Raw genomic sequence first — 18087 nt, 5'->3', positions numbered from 1 at the left:
ACGATTTAGTGAACGAATGGATCTTACCAGCGGTAGTGAGCGAATGCTTTGTTCGCTTCTGCCATCTTGTGCATTTCTTCACGGCGTTTTACAGATGCGCCTGTGTTGTTCGATGCATCAAGAATTTCGTTCGCAAGACGTTCTTCCATCGTCTTTTCACCACGTGTGCGTGAATAGTTCACGAGGTAGCGGAGACCAAGAGTCGTACGGCGCTCCGGACGGACTTCCACCGGTACTTGGTAGTTCGCTCCGCCGACACGGCGTGCACGCACTTCAAGAACTGGCATTACGTTGTTAAGCGCTGCTTCGAACACTTCGATCGGATCGTTTCCTGAACGCTCCTTCACAAGTTCAAACGCACCGTATAAAATTTTCTGAGAAGTACCTTTTTTACCGTCTACCATCATTTTGTTGATAAGACGAGTAACTAGCTTCGAGTTATAAATCGGATCTGGCAAAACATCACGTTTTGCAACTGGACCTTTACGAGGCATGTTGTGTTCCTCCTTTCAAAATAGTTGCTGCTTTATTATTTTTTCTCTTTAGGCTTTTTCGCACCGTAGTGTGAACGGCTTTGCATACGGCCAGTTACACCGGCAGTATCAAGCGCACCACGAACGATATGGTAACGGACACCCGGTAAGTCTTTTACGCGTCCTCCGCGGATCAGAACAACACTGTGCTCTTGAAGGTTGTGGCCTTCACCAGGGATATATGCGTTGACTTCCAGAGTGTTTGTCAAACGTACACGAGCATATTTACGAAGGGCCGAGTTCGGCTTCTTCGGTGTCATTGTGCCCACACGTGTGCAGACACCTCGTTTTTGTGGCGAGTTGACGTTAGTCATCGACTTTTTGAAACTGTTATACGTTTTTCCAAGTGCCGGAGCTTTCGAGCCGCTAGTATTCGATTTACGTGGTTTGCGGACCAATTGGTTAATTGTAGGCATCGGTTTTTTTCCTCCTTCCAACTTCTTTTAAGACCACACATCCAGGTGGTTCATTTTTGGGTAAAAACAAAGGTTTTGCACTTTTATGCGTGCAAAAACCGTTAATCAGTGATGACGACCACTGATGCAGCCACTTGAATTCCGCATGCTTTCCCAAGCTCAGTCCGCGATTCGACATATGTCAGCGGAATGTCCTGTCTGGCAGCTTCTTCAATTACCGGACCAGTCACCCGATCCTCTGCATCCTGTGCAATGAAGACTTCATGCGCCTTATTCCGGCGAATCGTTTTCACTGCTTGCTTTGTACCGATGATCAGCTTCTCTGCCTGTGAGACTTTATCATAAGACATGATGATATCCTCCAAAGTACAGACATTCAACTATCAACCTTTTGTATAGTACCATCTGCGCGGAGCCGTGTCAACAATAAAAATGTAAAACGGAAGGAGGCTGGCTCCTCCCGTTTGCATTGATCATTACTCTGCAGATACTGCGTCTTCTTCAAGTTCCTCTTCGCGGTCAAGTTCAATGCCGCGGTAGCGCTGCATGCCTGTTCCCGCCGGTACGAGTTTACCGATGATGACGTTCTCTTTCAAGCCGAGCAGTTCATCAGTTTTGCCTTTGATGGCTGCGTCGGTGAGGACTCGTGTCGTTTCCTGGAAGGACGCGGCCGAAAGGAAGGATTCCGTTTCAAGCGACGCTTTCGTGATTCCGAGGATGACAGGACGTGCTGTTGCCGGCAGTTTGCCCGTTTTCAGGACTTCTGTGTTGGCATCCGAGAATTGGTGGATGTCCAGAAGTGATCCCGGCAGCAGTTCCGTATCGCCCGCTTCGATGACACGGACTTTCCGCATCATTTGACGGACCATGACTTCAACGTGTTTGTCGCCGATTTCAACACCCTGCATCCGGTATACTTTCTGTACTTCTTTCAGTAAGTATTCCTGTACAGTCGAAACGTCTTTGACGACAATCAGTTCTTTTGGATCGACGGAGCCTTCCGTCAGTGCCTGACCGCGTTCGACCGTATCTTCCACAGCCACTTTCAGACGGCCGTTATACGGCGCGAGGTACTTGCGCGTCTCGACGTCGCCTTTGATAGTGATTTCTTTCTGTCCTTCGCGGATTTCGTCGATATCCGTAACGATACCTTTGATTTCCGAGATGACAGCCTGACCTTTCGGGTTCCGCGATTCGAAGATCTCCTGGATACGCGGAAGACCTGATGTGATGTCATCTCCTGCAACACCGCCTGTGTGGAATGTACGCATCGTCAGCTGGGTTCCCGGCTCACCGATCGACTGGGCAGCGATAATACCGACCGCTTCTCCCACTTCAACCGTTTCGCCTGTCGCCAGGTTGATGCCGTAGCATTTCTTACACACACCGTGCTTCGTGTTACATGTGAATGCCGAACGGATCGACATCGATGTAATACCGGCATTGACGATAGTCTGTGCAACGTCGGCTGTGATGAGCTGATCTTTTTCCGCAAGCACTTCACCTGTTTCAGGATGGAGCACTCTCTTCTTCGCGTGCCGGCCTTCGATCCGTTCCTCAAGGGATTCGATCAGTTCCACACCTTCTGTCAGCGCGGTAATCTCAAGTCCCCGGTCGGTTCCGCAGTCGTCTTCGCGGACGATGACATCCTGTGCAACATCTACGAGGCGGCGTGTCAGGTAACCGGAGTCGGCTGTCTTCAGAGCTGTATCCGCAAGACCTTTACGTGCACCGTGTGTAGAGATGAAGTACTCGAGTACTGTCAGACCTTCACGGAACGATGACTTGATCGGCAGTTCGATAATACGTCCAGCCGGGTTGGCCATCAGTCCACGCATTCCTGCGAGCTGCGTGAAGTTCGACGCGTTACCACGTGCCCCCGAGTCACTCATCATGAAGATCGGGTTTGTGTTTTCAAGGGAGCCCATCAGTTTGTCCTGGATGACATCCTTCGCGTGGCTCCAATACGAGATGACGCGGTCATACCGCTCTTCTTCCGTCACGAGTCCGCGGCGGAACTGCTGTGTCACTTTGTCCACTTTCTCCTGTGCATCCTGCAGTATATCGTGTTTGTCCGGAAGAACGACGATATCGGAGATACCTACCGTGATGCCGGCACGTGTGGAATATTTGAATCCCAGGTTTTTCATGCGGTCGAGCATCTTCGACGTTTCGGTGATGTGGAAACGGCGGAAGATCTCCGCAATGATATTTCCAAGATATTTTTTCACGAACGGCGAAACGACTTCAGCATTTTTAATATGTTCCCGTACATCAGTTGTCCCCGGGACGAAATACATATCCGGCGTTTCCACCTGGAGGTTCTGCTGGGTCGGCTCGTTGATATACGGGAATGATTCCGGCAGAATTTCATTGAATACCAGCTTACCGACAGTTGTGATCAGCAGTTTGCGGTTCTGCTCTTCCGTGAATGTCGGGTTTTTCAGCGAGCCTGCCTGGATGGCGATACGGGAGTGGAGATGGACATGACCGTTCTGATAGGCGATCAGCGCCTCATTCACATTGCTGAATGTTTTCCCTTCTCCTACTGCACCTTCACGCTCCAGTGTCAGGTAATAGTTACCGAGAACCATATCCTGGGACGGTGTAACTACAGGTTTTCCGTCTTTCGGGTTCAAGATGTTCTGCGCGGCAAGCATCAGGAGCCGTGCTTCCGCCTGCGCTTCCGCGGAAAGCGGCACGTGGACAGCCATCTGGTCACCGTCGAAGTCGGCGTTGTATGCCGTACAGACGAGCGGGTGCAGCTGAATGGCGCGCCCTTCAACGAGCATCGGCTCGAATGCCTGGATGCCGAGACGGTGCAGCGTAGGGGCCCGGTTCAGAAGAACTGGGTGTTCCTTGATGACCTCTTCCAGCACATCCCATACTTCGGAATGGAGGCGTTCGATCTTACGCTTCGCACTCTTGATGTTATGTGCAAGTCCGCGTTCGACAAGCTCTTTCATGACGAACGGTTTGAACAGTTCGATCGCCATTTCTTTCGGCAGACCGCACTGATACATCTTCAGGTTCGGTCCGACGACGATAACGGAACGGCCGGAGTAGTCGACACGCTTACCGAGAAGGTTCTGACGGAAACGCCCCTGCTTCCCTTTCAGCATGTGCGAGAGGGATTTCAGCGGACGGTTGCCCGGACCGGTTACCGGACGGCCGCGGCGGCCATTGTCGACAAGAGCATCAACGGCCTCCTGCAGCATCCGCTTCTCATTCTGCACGATGATGCCAGGTGCCCCCAGGTCCAGAAGACGCTTCAGGCGGTTGTTCCGGTTGATGACGCGGCGGTACAAGTCGTTCAGGTCGGACGTTGCAAAACGGCCGCCATCCAGCTGTACCATCGGACGGAGTTCCGGCGGGATGACCGGCAGCACTTCGAGAACCATCCATTCCGGACGGTTCCCTGAGTTACGGAAGGACTCGACAACTTCCAGGCGGCGGATCGCACGTGTGCGGCGCTGTCCCTGGACTGTTTTCAGTTCTTCTTTCAGACTCTCCGTCTCTTTATCGAGATCGATTGCGGACAGAAGCTGTTCGATCGCTTCCGCTCCCATGAGCGCCGTGAATTTCGTGCCGTACTTCTCACGGTACAGACGATATTCCTTCTCGGACAGCAGCTGTTTCCGCTCAAGCGGCGTATCAGCCGGATCGACGACAACATACGAAGCGAAGTAGATGACTTCCTCCAACGCACGCGGTGTCATATCCAGGATCAGACCCATCCGGCTCGGGATCCCTTTGAAATACCAGATGTGTGTGACAGGCGCTGCAAGTTCGATGTGGCCCATCCGTTCCCGGCGCACTTTCTGGCGGGTGACTTCCACGCCGCACCGGTCACAGACAACGCCTTTGTAACGAACGCGCTTATACTTACCGCAATGGCACTCCCAGTCCTTTGTCGGTCCGAAAATACGCTCGCAGAACAACCCATCTTTTTCAGGCTTCAATGTGCGGTAATTGATCGTTTCGGGTTTTTTGACTTCCCCGTAAGACCACGAACGGATCTTATCCGGTGAAGCGAGCCCGATTTTCATATACTCAAAATTATTAACATCTACCAAGGAGCCTACCTCCCTCTAGTCTAGTCGCTGCCTTGCTGGCCCTGTGTTCATCACAAAAAGGGGGACAGTGCCCCCGTTTTTTTATTGGTTACGCCTGACGGTTTCAGACAGGCTGGTCTTCTTTCATGAGGTTCAATGCGTCTGTCGGCTGCATATCGTCATCGTCTTCCAGATCTCGCAATTCGATTTCCTGGAAGTCTTCCGAAAGCATTTTGACATCCAATCCAAGGCTCTGCAGTTCTTTGATGAGAACTTTAAAGGATTCCGGTACGCCCGGCTGCGGCACGCTGTCACCCTTGACGATCGCTTCGTATGTTTTCACACGTCCGACGACGTCATCCGACTTCACTGTCAGGATTTCCTGGAGTGTATAAGCAGCACCATAGGCTTCAAGCGCCCACACTTCCATCTCCCCGAAACGCTGTCCGCCGAACTGCGCTTTCCCGCCGAGCGGCTGCTGTGTGACGAGTGAGTATGGCCCTGTGGAACGGGCATGGAGCTTATCATCGACCATGTGTGCGAGTTTGATCATATACATGATACCGACAGACACACGGTTGTCGAATGCTTCTCCGGAACGGCCGTCATAGAGAACGGTTTTCCCGTCACGGTCCATACCTGCCTCTTCCATCGTATCCCAGACATCTTCTTCGTTCGCACCGTCGAATACCGGCGAAGCCATATGCACACCAAGTGAACGGCTCGCCATACCAAGGTGCATTTCCAGAACCTGTCCGATGTTCATCCGTGATGGCACGCCGAGCGGGTTAAGCATGACATCCACCGGAGTACCATCCGGCATGAACGGCATATCCGATTCAGGGAGGATGCGGGAGATGACACCTTTGTTACCGTGACGTCCCGCCATCTTATCTCCGACCGAGATCTTCCGCTTCTGCACGATATAGACGCGCACCAGCTGGTTGACGCCCGGTGCAAGCTCGTCGCCGTCTTCGCGGTTGAACACCTTTACGTCAAGGACAATTCCGCCTGCGCCGTGCGGTACGCGTAACGACGTATCACGCACTTCACGGGCTTTTTCCCCGAAGATCGCATGCAGGAGCCGTTCTTCGGCTGTCAGTTCAGTAACCCCTTTCGGTGTCACTTTCCCGACAAGGATGTCGCCGTCGTGCACTTCTGCACCGATACGGATAATTCCGCGGTCATCCAGGTTGCGCAGTGCATCTTCACCGATATTCGGAATGTCGCGGGTGATCTCTTCCGGTCCGAGTTTCGTATCACGTGCATCCGATTCGTATTCCTCGATATGGACGGATGTGAATACATCGTCTTTCACAAGACGTTCGCTCATGATGATCGCATCCTCGTAGTTATAGCCGTCCCAAGTCATGAAGGCGATCAGGATATTCTGACCGAGTGCCATTTCACCATTCTCCATGGATGGTCCGTCTGCGAGGATATCCTTTTTGGATACACGGTCGCCGACACGGACGATCGGGCGCTGATTGTAGCATGTCCCCTGGTTCGAACGGATGAAGTTGGACAGACGGTAGACATCAAGGTCACCCTTGACTTCCTTGCCTTCCACGACACTGATGCGGCGGACGCGGATCTCTTTCGCTTCCACGTGCTCGACGACCCCTTCATAGCGGGATACGACGGCTGCACCTGAGTCACGTGCAGATACGTGCTCCATACCAGTTCCGACGAACGGTGCTTTCGGGTTAAGGAGAGGCACCGCCTGCCGCTGCATGTTCGCTCCCATGAGGGCACGGTTGGAGTCATCGTTTTCAAGGAACGGAATACATGCTGTCGCTGCGGAAACAACTTGTTTCGGCGATACGTCCATGTAGTCGATCTGTTCGCGTTTGAACACCGTGTTGTCCCCTTGGAAACGGCCGACAACTTCTTCGTTCACGAAGGTGCCGTCATCGTTGAGCGGCGCATTTGCCTGCGCAACTACGTAGTTGTCCTCGAGATCTGCAGTCAGATAGTCGATGCGTTCCGTGACACGTCCTGTATCCGGGTCGACTTTCCGGTAAGGTGTTTCGATGAAGCCGAACTTGTTGACCTTCGCAAAGGTGGACAAGGAGTTGATCAGCCCGATGTTCGGACCTTCCGGCGTTTCGATCGGACACATGCGGCCGTAGTGCGAGTAGTGGACGTCCCGGACTTCCATGCCGGCACGTTCACGTGTCAGTCCGCCCGGTCCGAGTGCTGACAGACGGCGCTTATGCGTAAGTTCCGCAAGCGGGTTCGTCTGGTCCATGAACTGGGACAGCTGGGAACTGCCGAAGAACTCTTTGATGGACGCGATGACCGGTCTGATATTGATGAGCTGCTGAGGGACGATCGACTGGGTGTCGTTGATCGACATCCGTTCTTTGACGACACGTTCCATCCGCGACAAACCGATGCGGAATTGGTTCTGCAGCAGTTCACCGACTGAACGGAGGCGGCGGTTCCCCAAATGGTCGATATCATCTGTTGTACCGACACCATGGAGCAAGTTGAAGAAGAAGCTGACAGAAGCGATAATATCCGCAGGTGTGACATGTTTGATGGAATCATCGATGGACCCGTTGGAAATTACGTTGATGATCTGGCCTTCTTCACCTTTTGGTGCATAGATCTTGACGGACTGGATCCGGATTGGCTCATCCAATACACCGCCTGCCTGTGACAGTTCCACCATGCCCAAACCGTTTTCGAAATGAGGGAGCAGCTTATCAAGCGTACGGCGGTCGATCAGCTGGCCTTTTTCGATCAGGATCTCGCCGGTTTCAGGGTCGACCAGCGTTTCTGCGATCGTCTGGTTGAACAGACGGTTCTGCAGGTGGAGTTTCTTGTTCATCTTGTAACGTCCGACATTCGCCAGGTCATATCGCTTCGCATCGAAGAAGCGTGAGAAGAGGAGATTCTTCGCGCTTTCCAATGTCGGCGGTTCTCCTGGACGGAGGCGTTCGTAAATTTCGAGCAATGCTTTTTCGGAGTTTTCCGTGTTATCTTTTTCAAGAGAGTTTCGGAGGTATTCGTTGTCACCGATCAGGTCGATGATTTCCTGGTCACTTGAGAAACCAAGCGCTCTCATCAAAACAGTGATCGGCAATTTCCGCGTACGGTCGATCCGCACGTGAACGATGTCTTTTGCGTCTGTTTCGTATTCAAGCCATGCACCGCGGTTCGGAATGACAGTCGCCCCGAATCCGCGCTTGCCGTTCTTATCTGTCTTGTCATTGAAATATACACTCGGTGAGCGGACGAGCTGGGAAACGATGACGCGCTCGGCACCATTGATGACGAACGTTCCGTTTTCGGTCATGAGCGGGAAGTCTCCCATGAAGACATCCTGTTCTTTCACATCTTCCGTCTCTTTATTGTGCAGCCGCACTTTTACACGAAGCGGCGCGGCGAATGTCACATCGCGCTCTTTCGATTCGTCCACAGGATATTTAGGCTCGCCTAGCTGATAATCGACGAATTCCAATGAAAGATTTCCGGTGAAGTCCTGGATCGGGGAGATGTCGTGGAACATTTCCCTGAGGCCCTCTTCCAAAAACCATTCATAAGATGCCGTCTGGATTTCAATCAAATTCGGCAGATCGAGTACTTCGCTGATTCTCGCGAAACTTCTGCGCTGACGGTGTTGACCGTACTGAACTAAGTGACCTGTCAACTCTTTCACCCCTCATAAGACAATAATAGAGCCCATTTCGGCATGCATGATCCTTCCGAGCCGGCACAAAAATCACGCCATGCTGCCCAAACAGCCCATAATAAGTCTTTCCGAAATCACAAAAATAGTGTATGATATCGAAAAAACAAAAAGAAAACGAGTTCCGGCTAGAGCTCATTTTCGATTTACCAATCTTTTATCCAACGTCAGTATACCTAAGATTTCCATTGCTTATGCAATGTGTATAAATAGGCATACGAATGCAGTATATTTATTGTTGCATTTTATAATGCTACCACAAGGCCCATCCACCGTCAATGTTTTTTCGACTTGAAAATGTAATACCCCTTGCTTTTTGCCGCAATCTCTGCATTGCCAAACAGTTTCTTGAGTTCCGCTTCCGTGGAAGGCGCCCCCTGTTTCTTCTGAATGACAACCCACAGTTCCCCTCCTGATGCCAAACGGTCATATGCCTGCCGATAAATTTTGAAGACCGTCTCTTTTCCAGCCCGTATCGGCGGATTGGTCAATACTGCCGCAAATCCTCCGGCAGTCACTTGGTCAAGCGCATCGCTCGAAAAGATTTCCACATTTCCGATCGCATTCTTTTCCGCATTAGTCTCGGCCAGTCTCAAAGCCCGCTCATTCACATCGACCATTTGCACCGTCCGCTCGGGAAGCAGTGACGCGACCGCCAGCCCTACAGGCCCGTACCCGCATCCGACATCGAGCACATCCCCATCTGTTCCGGGCACCTGAAACGTTTCGATCAGCAGCTTGGAACCGAAGTCGATATCTCCCTTACTGAATACCCCTGCATCTGTCGCGAACGCGAAGTTCCGCCCTCGCAGTACGGTGCTCCAGTGACGGGGCTGGCTTTTGACATCGGGATTTTTTGTATAGTAGTGATCCGCCATCTTCCGCCCAGACCTCCTCCGCCTGATTTATTGTATAAAAAAACGGAGAAAAGCCCGTCACAAAGACGAGCCTTTCTCCGCAATCCGGCTATTACTTAACTTCTACAGAAGCACCGACTTCTTCAAGTTTAGCTTTGAGTTCGTCAGCTTCTGCCTGGTCAACGCCTTCTTTGATCGGCTTCGGAGCGTTATCAACAACTTCTTTCGCTTCTTTCAAGCCAAGGCCTGTGATTTCGCGAACGACTTTGATGACTTTGATTTTCTGGTCTCCAGCGCCAGCAAGAATTACGTCGAATTCAGTCTGCTCAGCAGCTGCTTCTCCAGCACCAGCGCCTGCGCCAGCAGCAACAGGAGCTGCAGCAGTTACGCCGAATTCTTCTTCGATTGCTTTTACAAGGTCGTTAAGTTCAAGAACAGACATTTCTTTGATAGCGTCTAAGATTTGCGCGTTAGTCATTATAGTTCCTCCTAATGGATGTGTTTTTACGGGCTATCCCGTGATTTTGTCAGGCCGCAGAATTATGCGCCTTGTTCTTCTTTCGATTCGGCAACCGCTTTGGTAACCAATGCGAAGTTGCGCATCGGTGCCTGCAGTACGCTGAGGAGCATGGAGAGAAGTCCTTCGCGTGAAGGAAGAGTCGCCAATGCTTTCACTTCTTCAACAGAAGCGATCGAGCCTTCGATGACACCTGCTTTGATCTCCAGAGCTTCGTTATCTTTTGCGAAGTTGTTGAGTACGCGTGCTGGCGCGATGACATCTTCAGTCGAGAACGCGATTGCGTTAGGGCCTGTAAGATGTTCGTTCAGACCTTCAAGGCCTGACTCTTCAGCAGCGCGGCGGGCCATTGAGTTTTTGTAGACTTTGAACTCCACGCCTGCTTCACGAAGTTGCTTACGCAGTTCAGTTGCCTGCGCAACGTTAAGACCGCGGTAGTCAACGACGACCATGGAAGCAGAAGCTTTCATTTTGTCCGCGATTTCACTTACAACCGCTTTTTTTGCTTCTAATACTGTGCTCATCTTGACACCTCCTGTTTAGTATAGGGGCATTCATACCATATGCATAAAAAGCCCTCCGATCTGTTAAACAGACGGAGGGCTGGAAAGTCGTCATCTTTTCATTTCGAAAAAGAGCGTCTTGTCCCTCGGCAGGATGATTAAGCGCTGGCGCCCCTGCTGTCTGCGGTACAAATCGTATATTGTAACAAACGTTATCCTACCAAACGGCAGGGCATCTGTCAACTGATTATTTTACAGTTACTGAAGAAGTATCGATCTTTACAGCAGGTCCCATAGTCGTCGTCACAACAACAGACTTCATGTACGTACCTTTTGCTGCAGCCGGCTTCGCCTTCTGGATCACTTCGAAGACAGCGTTGAAGTTCTCTGTAAGCTTCTCGTTATCGAACGAAACTTTACCGATCGGCGCGTGGATGATCCCAGCTTTGTCCGCACGGTATTCAACTTTACCTGCTTTGATCTCTTCGACAGCTTTCGTTACATCGAATGTAACTGTGCCGGTTTTCGGGTTCGGCATGAGACCTTTTGGTCCGAGCACGCGTCCGATTTTACCGACTTCACCCATCATGTCAGGTGTCGCAACGATCACGTCGAAGTCGAACCATCCTTGCTGGATTTTCGCGATATATTCAGCATCGCCGACATAGTCAGCACCTGCTGCTTCCGCTTCCTTCAGTTTTTCGCCTTTTGCGAAAACGAGTACGCGCTGTGTTTTACCAGTGCCGTTCGGCAGTACGACTGCTCCGCGGATCTGCTGGTCGTTTTTACGTGTGTCGATTCCGAGACGGAAAGCCACTTCAACTGTAGCATCGAAGTTTGTCGTGCTTGTTTTCTTAGCGAGTTCAATCGCTTCAGTCAGGTCGTATGCCGCTGTGCGGTCTACAAGCTTCGCAGCTTCTACGAACTTTTTACCTCTTTTAGCCATCTGATAGTTCCTCCTCGATTGTGGTTTTAGCGGAATGGTCCTCCCACGAGTAAGGGTTGCGTGTTCTTACGAACGACCGCAACCCCCGTAACAATGTTCAATGGATGCGCAAAAACGATCAGTCTTCGATCGTGATTCCCATACTGCGAGCAGTACCTTCAACCATTGCCATCGCCGCTTCAACAGACGCAGCGTTCAAATCCTGCATTTTCTGTTCAGCAATTTCTTTAACCTGATCACGCTTCACGCTTGCAACTTTCGATTTGTTCGGTTCGCCTGATCCTTTTTGGATGTTAGCTGCAACCTTCAGCAAAACTGCTGCCGGCGGAGTTTTTGTGATGAATGTAAATGAACGATCTTCGAATACAGTGATTTCAACAGGAATGATCAAACCTGCCTGGTCAGATGTACGCGCATTGAATTCTTTACAGAATCCCATGATGTTCACACCCGCTTGACCGAGCGCCGGTCCAACTGGCGGTGCTGGGTTTGCTTTCCCTGCAGGAATCTGCAGTTTCACAAGTTTAATTACTTTTTTAGCCACGAGACACACCTCCTTAAGTCCGTGATGTGGTATTTGGGTTGCCCCTCCCACTCAATATGTGCCTGCCGGCGGCTGCCGGTAGAATTTTGTTAATACGTCCAGACAAAACGACGTCTGACCTTTGAAATAATACCATCATTTTCTCAGGTTTGCAAGAGGGAACGCACGATTTTTTTCAATCGGTGCGTTCAACCTGCCCGAAGTCCAGCTCCATGTTCGTCTCACGTCCGAACATGTCGACGGATACTTTGACCTTCCCTTTGTCCAGTTCGATTTCCTCGACTTTGCCCTGGAAGCCCGCGAACGGTCCTTCCAGCACTTCCACCATCTCGCCGATCTCGAAATCGACGTCCATCTTCTTGTCTTTCACCCCCATCTGCTTGAGGATGAATTCCACTTCCTCCGGCAGCAGCGGCGTCGGCTTCGCGCCGCCGCCTGATGAACCGATGAACCCCGTGACGCCCGGTGTATTCCGGACGACATACCAGGAATCATCCGTCATGATGACTTCAACCAGTACGTAACCCGGGAAGGTTTTGCGCATGACCGTCCGCTTCTTGCCTTCTTTGAAATCCGTTTCTTCTTCTTCAGGAACGATGACCCGGAAGATCTTATCCTGCATGCCCATCGTCTCGACACGCTTCTCCAAATTCTCTTTCACTTTGTTTTCGTAACCTGAGTACGTATGGACGACGTACCAATTTTTCTCCATTTCCATAGCGCTGAGGACTGTGCGTCCGTCCCTCCTTTTTGGTCAAAATGAAAAAACCCGTGCTTTCAGTCAGACGGGATATTTTCAAGATGCTATTTAACATGCCCTATTATAACGCAACATACCATTCCATGACCCGTGATAAGATAAGATCCACAAGACCGAAATAGACAGCCATGAAGACGACTGTGCTGAGTACGACGATCGTATAGCGTGTCAGGTCTTTCCGTTTCGGCCAGCTGACTTTCCGCATTTCCGTGACAACATTTTTGAAGAAACTTGTTATCTTGCCCATTCTTTTGCAAACCTCCGAATAGTAGATATGACGGCCTTCAGTCAAGCCAGACCCTCACGCTGTTTGTCTGTGTAATGTGTGCGTATTGCAATGGCTGCAGTATTTCTTCAGCTCCAGGCGTTCTGCGGATCGGCCGCTTGCTGCCGGGAGCGAATAGTTTCTGGAACCGCATTTCTCACAGCTAACTACAATTTTATTTGACATTTCTAGTGAACACCTAGTCTTTCCATAGTCTTGATAAAGAGTACCACCTAACCTATTCTCTGTCAACGCGATGTTAGTCAGAAAATTGGCGATGTTTCACGTCGGCGCGCCGGCTGTCATGAAGCGCTCAAGTTTCCGCTTGATGCGCTGGAGCGCGTTATCGACAGATTTCACCTGGCGATTCAGCTCCTGCGAGATTTCCTGGTAGGACTGTCCGTCCAGATAGAGGCCGAGCACCTCTTTTTCAAGGCCGCTGAGCACTTTGTTCATCTCGAGTTCCATCTGGACGAACTCCTCTTTGTAGATCATCAGGTTTTCCGGATCGTCGTTTTCTGCATTCGTCAGCACATCCAGCAAGGTCCGGTCGGATTCTTCATCGAACACCGGCTTGTCCAGCGAGACGGATGAATTCAGCGGGATATGCTTCTGACGGGTAGCGGTCTTGATGGCTGTGATGATCTGCCGTTTGATGCACAGTTCGGCAAACCCTTTGAACGAACTGAGGCGGTCCGGCCGGAAGTCGCGGATCGCTTTGTACAGACCGATCATGCCTTCCTGGATGATATCCTCCCTGTCGCCGCCCATCATGAAATAGGATCTCGCTTTCATGCGGACGAAGGATTGGTATTTTGTAATCAGGAAATCGAGGGCATCCGTGTTCCCCTGCTGGATGATTCCGATCATCTGTTCATCGGAAAAAGTGCTGAAGTCTGCTGGTCTCGGTGCAGGTACTGTCTTCTCCGCCATTCCCATCACTCCGGTCTGTCATACTAGTATGTCAATTATAGCGCAGTAGATTTTTTTGCGTCAACCGGTCATCTGTTCCCCCGTCGCCACTTTTCGAAGATTTCCGCCACTTCCTGCGACAGCTGGATCTTGGAGAAGGACCGGTCCTCCTGGATCTTTTTCACTTTCTCCGTGATGATCCGGTCGATGTCCTGCAGTTCGATTTCCAGCTCACGAGCCGAGATCCGCAGGGCTCCCTGCCCGAAGATCATCCACTGCTCCGTACGATCGGATGTTGCAACGTGCAGCTGGACACGCCGGCCGGAGAGTTCCGCCACGAATTTCTCGATCCTCTCGTCGGCGGTCTCATTTTCCCTTGTGAACACCACTTCCACATTCGATTGTTTCTGTTTGTTCTCGATACCGGGGACCAGGTAGGCATCGAACACGATAATGACACGCCACCCTTTGAACGCCTGATACTCGGCCAGCCGATCGATCAGCCGGTCTCTTGCTTCCGCGAGCTTCACCCGTTTCAGTTCCTGCAGTTCCGGCCAGGCACCGATGATGTTATAGCCATCGACCAGCAGAATATCTTTCTTCACGGCGCCGGTGTGAGCGGCAGCCGTTTGCGCATGACTTCATACATGAGGAGTGATGCAGCCACAGAGGCATTGAGGGATGTGACATGCCCGCGCATCGGCAGATGATACAGGAAATCACACTTCTCTTTCAGCAGGCGGGACATCCCTTTCCCCTCGCTGCCGATGATGATGGCAAGAGGCAGCGTCGCATCCATCGTCCGGTAGTCGGCCGAACCGCGTGCATCCGTCCCTGCTATCCAGACACCCCGTTTCTTCAGTTCATCGGCGGTCTGGCCGAGATTCACAACACGGACAACCGGGATGTGCTCGATGGCCCCCGTGGAGGCTTTCGCCACAACGCCCGTCAGTCCGACAGAACGCCGTTTCGGGATCACGATGCCGTGGACGCCCGCAGCATCCGCCGTCCTGAGAATGGACCCCAGGTTATGGGGATCCTCCAGCTCGTCAAGCATCAGGATGAACGGGTCTTCACCCCGCTGCTCGGCGATTGCAAAGACGTCATCCAGTTCCGCATAGCTGTAGGCCGCGACTGAGGCAATGACTCCCTGGTGATTCACATCGAGCAGCTGATCCAGCTTCTTTTTCGGAACAGCCTGCACGACGACCCCCGCCTTTTTGGCGAGTGTCGTGATTTCACCGATACTCTGCTTGTTCAGCCCTTCCGCAACCCAGATTTTATTGAGTTCCCGTCCTGATCGCAGGGCCTCTGCAACAGGATTCTTGCCGCCGATCAGTTCGGCACCATCAATTTCCGGCATTCCGCTCTCCTCCTTCTGCAATTTCGATCGCTTTTCGGATGAACTCCCCAGTCCTTTCGCTGTCCCCGAGCAAATACAGGAAACCGACGACCGCTTCGAACGCGGAACTGTGGTTGTACGTCACAACATCCGTGTTTTTCGGGACGGATCCCGACTTGGCATTGCGGCCCCTCTTCATGACAGCGAACTCTTCCTCTGTCAGGAAGTCTTCCTCCACCATGGTCCGCAAGATGGCGGCCTGCGCTTTGGCCGAGACATAGGTCGTCGCTTCTTTGTGCAGCACATTGGGTTTAACGCGTCCCGAGCGGAGAAGGTGCTCACGCACGGCCTGCTCGAAGACGGCATCCCCCATGTAGGCCAGCGAGAGGGCTTTCAGCTGGCGCACATCCTGCGTGCGCAATGTATAGTCCTTCATGCGCGTTTCCACCGGACTCCCTGGGCCGTGTCTTCCAAAAGGATCCCTTGCGCCTTCAGTGTGTCGCGGATTTCATCCGCACGGGCGAAGTCCTTGTTTTTGCGGGCCGTCTGACGGTCTTCGATCAGCTGTTCCACCGCATCATCATGCAGCTCTTCCTTGTCGCGGAATGGGAGGCCGAGGACGGACATCAGCCTGCGGAACGTCTCCTGGAACGCTTCCAGCACTGCCGTTTCCGTATTCTTCTCACGCAGATACACATTGGCGAGACTGGCGAGTTCGAAAATCGCGGCAATGGCGTTTGCTGTGTTGAAGTCATCGTCCATCGCTTCTTCGAACAGTATCTGCTGCTGCCGGATCTTATGCAGCCAGATATCATGCTGGTCGCCATTATCCGCCGAGACCGCAAGACGGTGACCGATGTTTTCGTAGGCTGTCCGGATCCGGCCGAGTCCGTTCGCTGCGCTCTCCACAAGATCCTGAGCAAAGTTCACCGGAGACCGGTAATGGACGGACAGGATGAAGAACCGCAGCACTTGCGGATCGATCTGCTGGATGATGTCATGCACCAGAACAAAGTTCCCGAGGGATTTCGACATTTTTTCATTATCAATATTGATATATCCGTTGTGCATCCAGTAGCGCGCAAACGGCTCGCCTGTCAGCGCTTCGGACTGGGCGATTTCATTCTCGTGATGCGGGAAGGTCAAGTCCTGGCCGCCGGCGTGGATGTCGATTGTGTCGCCGAGCAGCTGCCGGGCCATGACAGAGCATTCGATATGCCAGCCGGGACGGCCTTCCCCCCACGGACTCGTCCAGGAGATCTCGCCTTCTTTCGCTGCTTTCCAAAGGACGAAGTCGAGCGCATCGTCTTTCCGTTCGCTCGCTTCGATGCGTGCTCCGACTTTCAGTTCATCGATGGACTGGTGAGACAATTTACCGTATCCATCAAATTTCCGTGTCCGGAAATAGACGTCTCCTTCCGCTTCGTATGCATATCCCTTTTCAATGAGCAGGGCAATGAAGTCGATGACATCCTGGATATGATCGGTGACACGGGGATGCATATCCGCCTTTCCGCATCCGAGCGCGCCGACATCTTCAAAGTATGCCTGGATGAAACGCTCCGTCAGCTCCGGCACTTCTTCGCCGAGCTCATTTGCAGTTTTGATGATCTTGTCGTCGACATCCGTGAAATTCGAGACATAGGTGACATCGAATCCCCGGTATTCCAAGTAGCGGCGGACCGTATCGAATGCGATGACCGGACGCGCATTCCCGATATGGATGTAGTTGTAGACGGTCGGTCCGCATACGTACATTTTCACTTTACCTTCTTCGAGCGGAACGAATGGTTCTTTCTTCCGCGTCAGCGTGTTATAAATCTGGATTGTCATCACACATCATCCTTTTCTGAAGTAGTGGGCAGTTCCTTCCGTACAGCAGCAAGCTCGGCTTCCAAGCGGGCGATCCGGTCCTCGAGGATCTGGCACCGGTCGGATACAGGATCGGGAAATGAATGGCTCAGGCGGTCTTTGACCCGGACACCGTTCGCGATGACCACTTTGCCGGGGATGCCGACAACTGTGGAATCGGCAGGCACGTCTTTCAGGACGACCGATCCTGCACCGACTTTGCTGTTCTCTCCAATGATGATATTGCCAAGTACTTTCGCCCCCGTTGCGACGAGGACACCGTCGTGCAGTGTCGGGTGGCGCTTGCCTTTCTCTTTTCCGGTGCCGCCGAGGGTCACCCCCTGGTAGATGGTTACGTCATCACCGATTTCACACGTCTCTCCGATGACCACGCCCATCCCATGGTCGATGAACAGCCTGCGTCCGATGACTGCGCCGGGATGGATTTCGATCCCTGTGAAAAAACGTCCCACCTGGGAGAGGACACGGGCTGCAAAACGCAAGTCTCTCTTGTAGAATGCATGCGCCAGCCGGTGTGTCCAGATCGCATGCAGGCCTGAGTAAGTGAGGACGACTTCCCAAGTGCTCCGGGCAGCAGGATCCTGGTCGAAAATGCAGTGGATGTCTTCTTTCATTCGAGAAAACATGTCGTTCCCCTTTCTGAGTTTGGTGAACAGCATCCGGCCGGACCGAAGCCGTTTGGCGGTCTTGGCTGCGCCAACAAAAAACACGCCCCTGTCTGACGACAGAGACGCGTTTGCGTGGTTCCACTCTTGTTTCGGCAAGGACAGGGATATCCTGTCTTGCCGCTCAATGTCTATAACGCAGACAAGACGTCCGGCCTACTTCACTGTTCAGCCCGGCGCTCCGAGGTGCATTTCCGCAAAAC

At 52.2% G+C, this 18087-nt stretch carries 19 protein-coding genes and 2 other annotated features (1 of these 21 only partly in view); all 19 genes read right to left on the bottom strand.

The genetic code is table 11. From position 1 onward, the window contains the following. Positions 1 to 23: 23 nt before the first annotated feature. Positions 24 to 494, bottom strand: a complete 471-nt coding sequence (gene rpsG / locus BN1190_RS02725; protein ID WP_040285478.1) for a 30S ribosomal protein S7 — start codon at positions 492 to 494, stop codon at positions 24 to 26. A 35-nt stretch (positions 495 to 529) separates the two neighbouring features. Next, positions 530 to 949: a 30S ribosomal protein S12 gene (rpsL, locus tag BN1190_RS02720; RefSeq protein ID WP_040285477.1), complete on the bottom strand. Its 420-nt coding sequence runs from the start codon at positions 947 to 949 to the stop codon at positions 530 to 532. Positions 950 to 1050: 101 nt separating this feature from the next. Further along, entirely contained in the window at positions 1051 to 1299 is a 249-nt protein-coding gene (locus tag BN1190_RS02715; protein ID WP_040285476.1) for a ribosomal L7Ae/L30e/S12e/Gadd45 family protein, read from the bottom strand. Between the two features lie 126 nt (positions 1300 to 1425). Next, complete coding sequence (rpoC, locus tag BN1190_RS02710; RefSeq protein ID WP_040285475.1) at positions 1426 to 5025, bottom strand: DNA-directed RNA polymerase subunit beta'; 3600 nt, start codon at positions 5023 to 5025, stop codon at positions 1426 to 1428. Between the two features lie 103 nt (positions 5026 to 5128). Next, on the bottom strand, positions 5129 to 8671 hold the full coding sequence (gene rpoB, locus BN1190_RS02705; RefSeq protein WP_179860733.1) for a DNA-directed RNA polymerase subunit beta: 3543 nt from the start codon (positions 8669 to 8671) through the stop codon (positions 5129 to 5131). Positions 8672 to 8976: 305 nt separating this feature from the next. After that, positions 8977 to 9579 carry a class I SAM-dependent methyltransferase gene (locus BN1190_RS02700; protein WP_040285473.1) on the bottom strand — a complete coding sequence of 201 codons (603 nt, stop codon included), beginning with the start codon at positions 9577 to 9579 and terminating at the stop codon, positions 8977 to 8979. 91 nt (positions 9580 to 9670) lie between these two features. Next, positions 9671 to 10036, bottom strand: a complete 366-nt coding sequence (gene rplL / locus BN1190_RS02695; RefSeq protein ID WP_040285472.1) for a 50S ribosomal protein L7/L12 — start codon at positions 10034 to 10036, stop codon at positions 9671 to 9673. A gap of 62 nt (positions 10037 to 10098) precedes the next feature. Continuing rightward, complete coding sequence (rplJ, locus tag BN1190_RS02690) at positions 10099 to 10599, bottom strand: 50S ribosomal protein L10 (RefSeq protein WP_040285471.1); 501 nt, start codon at positions 10597 to 10599, stop codon at positions 10099 to 10101. A 35-nt stretch (positions 10600 to 10634) separates the two neighbouring features. Beyond that, positions 10635 to 10783, bottom strand: a sequence feature (ribosomal protein L10 leader region). A 42-nt stretch (positions 10784 to 10825) separates the two neighbouring features. Continuing rightward, entirely contained in the window at positions 10826 to 11524 is a 699-nt protein-coding gene (rplA, locus tag BN1190_RS02685; RefSeq protein WP_040285470.1) for a 50S ribosomal protein L1, read from the bottom strand. Between the two features lie 118 nt (positions 11525 to 11642). Then, positions 11643 to 12068, bottom strand: coding sequence for a 50S ribosomal protein L11 (gene rplK / locus BN1190_RS02680; RefSeq protein WP_040285469.1), 426 nt, complete (start codon positions 12066 to 12068; stop codon positions 11643 to 11645). Between the two features lie 175 nt (positions 12069 to 12243). Beyond that, positions 12244 to 12780: a transcription termination/antitermination protein NusG gene (gene nusG / locus BN1190_RS02675; protein ID WP_040285666.1), complete on the bottom strand. Its 537-nt coding sequence runs from the start codon at positions 12778 to 12780 to the stop codon at positions 12244 to 12246. A 109-nt stretch (positions 12781 to 12889) separates the two neighbouring features. Beyond that, positions 12890 to 13075: a preprotein translocase subunit SecE gene (gene secE / locus BN1190_RS02670; protein WP_040285468.1), complete on the bottom strand. Its 186-nt coding sequence runs from the start codon at positions 13073 to 13075 to the stop codon at positions 12890 to 12892. 54 nt (positions 13076 to 13129) lie between these two features. Next, complete coding sequence (gene rpmG, locus BN1190_RS02665; protein WP_082023240.1) at positions 13130 to 13279, bottom strand: 50S ribosomal protein L33; 150 nt, start codon at positions 13277 to 13279, stop codon at positions 13130 to 13132. A gap of 96 nt (positions 13280 to 13375) precedes the next feature. Beyond that, positions 13376 to 14026 carry an RNA polymerase sporulation sigma factor SigH gene (sigH, locus tag BN1190_RS02660; protein WP_040285467.1) on the bottom strand — a complete coding sequence of 217 codons (651 nt, stop codon included), beginning with the start codon at positions 14024 to 14026 and terminating at the stop codon, positions 13376 to 13378. A gap of 68 nt (positions 14027 to 14094) precedes the next feature. Further along, positions 14095 to 14610, bottom strand: a complete 516-nt coding sequence (locus BN1190_RS02655) for an NYN domain-containing protein (protein ID WP_040285466.1) — start codon at positions 14608 to 14610, stop codon at positions 14095 to 14097. Beyond that, on the bottom strand, positions 14607 to 15368 hold the full coding sequence (gene rlmB, locus BN1190_RS02650) for a 23S rRNA (guanosine(2251)-2'-O)-methyltransferase RlmB (protein ID WP_040285465.1): 762 nt from the start codon (positions 15366 to 15368) through the stop codon (positions 14607 to 14609). The genes BN1190_RS02655 and rlmB overlap by 4 nt, the downstream gene beginning before the upstream one ends. Beyond that, positions 15355 to 15783, bottom strand: a complete 429-nt coding sequence (locus BN1190_RS02645) for a Mini-ribonuclease 3 (protein WP_040285464.1) — start codon at positions 15781 to 15783, stop codon at positions 15355 to 15357. The genes rlmB and BN1190_RS02645 overlap by 14 nt, the downstream gene beginning before the upstream one ends. After that, positions 15780 to 17180, bottom strand: a complete 1401-nt coding sequence (gene cysS / locus BN1190_RS02640) for a cysteine--tRNA ligase (protein ID WP_040285463.1) — start codon at positions 17178 to 17180, stop codon at positions 15780 to 15782. Before cysS ends, BN1190_RS02645 begins: the two co-directional genes overlap by 4 nt. Beyond that, complete coding sequence (gene cysE / locus BN1190_RS02635) at positions 17180 to 17845, bottom strand: serine O-acetyltransferase (protein WP_040285665.1); 666 nt, start codon at positions 17843 to 17845, stop codon at positions 17180 to 17182. Before cysE ends, cysS begins: the two co-directional genes overlap by 1 nt. A gap of 97 nt (positions 17846 to 17942) precedes the next feature. Then, positions 17943 to 18087, bottom strand: a binding site (T-box leader) (it continues 84 nt past the right edge of the window).

The sequence above is a fragment of the Sporosarcina koreensis genome (assembly GCF_000826145.2).
Taxonomy (GTDB): Bacteria; Bacillota; Bacilli; order Bacillales_A; family Planococcaceae; genus Sporosarcina; species Sporosarcina trichiuri.
This window is presented reverse-complemented; position numbering and strand designations above follow the sequence as displayed.

Coding starts and splice junctions, on each gene's coding strand:
- rpsG (WP_040285478.1), bottom strand. CDS start 494: ATGCCTCGTAAAGGTCCAGTTGCAAAACGTGATGTTTTGCCAGATCCG.
- rpsL (WP_040285477.1), bottom strand. CDS start 949: ATGCCTACAATTAACCAATTGGTCCGCAAACCACGTAAATCGAATACT.
- BN1190_RS02715 (WP_040285476.1), bottom strand. CDS start 1,299: ATGTCTTATGATAAAGTCTCACAGGCAGAGAAGCTGATCATCGGTACA.
- BN1190_RS02700 (WP_040285473.1), bottom strand. CDS start 9,579: ATGGCGGATCACTACTATACAAAAAATCCCGATGTCAAAAGCCAGCCC.
- rplL (WP_040285472.1), bottom strand. CDS start 10,036: ATGACTAACGCGCAAATCTTAGACGCTATCAAAGAAATGTCTGTTCTT.
- rplJ (WP_040285471.1), bottom strand. CDS start 10,599: ATGAGCACAGTATTAGAAGCAAAAAAAGCGGTTGTAAGTGAAATCGCG.
- rplA (WP_040285470.1), bottom strand. CDS start 11,524: ATGGCTAAAAGAGGTAAAAAGTTCGTAGAAGCTGCGAAGCTTGTAGAC.
- nusG (WP_040285666.1), bottom strand. CDS start 12,780: ATGGAGAAAAATTGGTACGTCGTCCATACGTACTCAGGTTACGAAAAC.
- secE (WP_040285468.1), bottom strand. CDS start 13,075: ATGGGCAAGATAACAAGTTTCTTCAAAAATGTTGTCACGGAAATGCGG.
- rpmG (WP_082023240.1), bottom strand. CDS start 13,279: ATGTCAAATAAAATTGTAGTTAGCTGTGAGAAATGCGGTTCCAGAAAC.
- sigH (WP_040285467.1), bottom strand. CDS start 14,026: ATGGCGGAGAAGACAGTACCTGCACCGAGACCAGCAGACTTCAGCACT.
- rlmB (WP_040285465.1), bottom strand. CDS start 15,368: ATGCCGGAAATTGATGGTGCCGAACTGATCGGCGGCAAGAATCCTGTT.
- BN1190_RS02645 (WP_040285464.1), bottom strand. CDS start 15,783: ATGAAGGACTATACATTGCGCACGCAGGATGTGCGCCAGCTGAAAGCC.
- cysS (WP_040285463.1), bottom strand. CDS start 17,180: ATGACAATCCAGATTTATAACACGCTGACGCGGAAGAAAGAACCATTC.
- cysE (WP_040285665.1), bottom strand. CDS start 17,845: ATGTTTTCTCGAATGAAAGAAGACATCCACTGCATTTTCGACCAGGAT.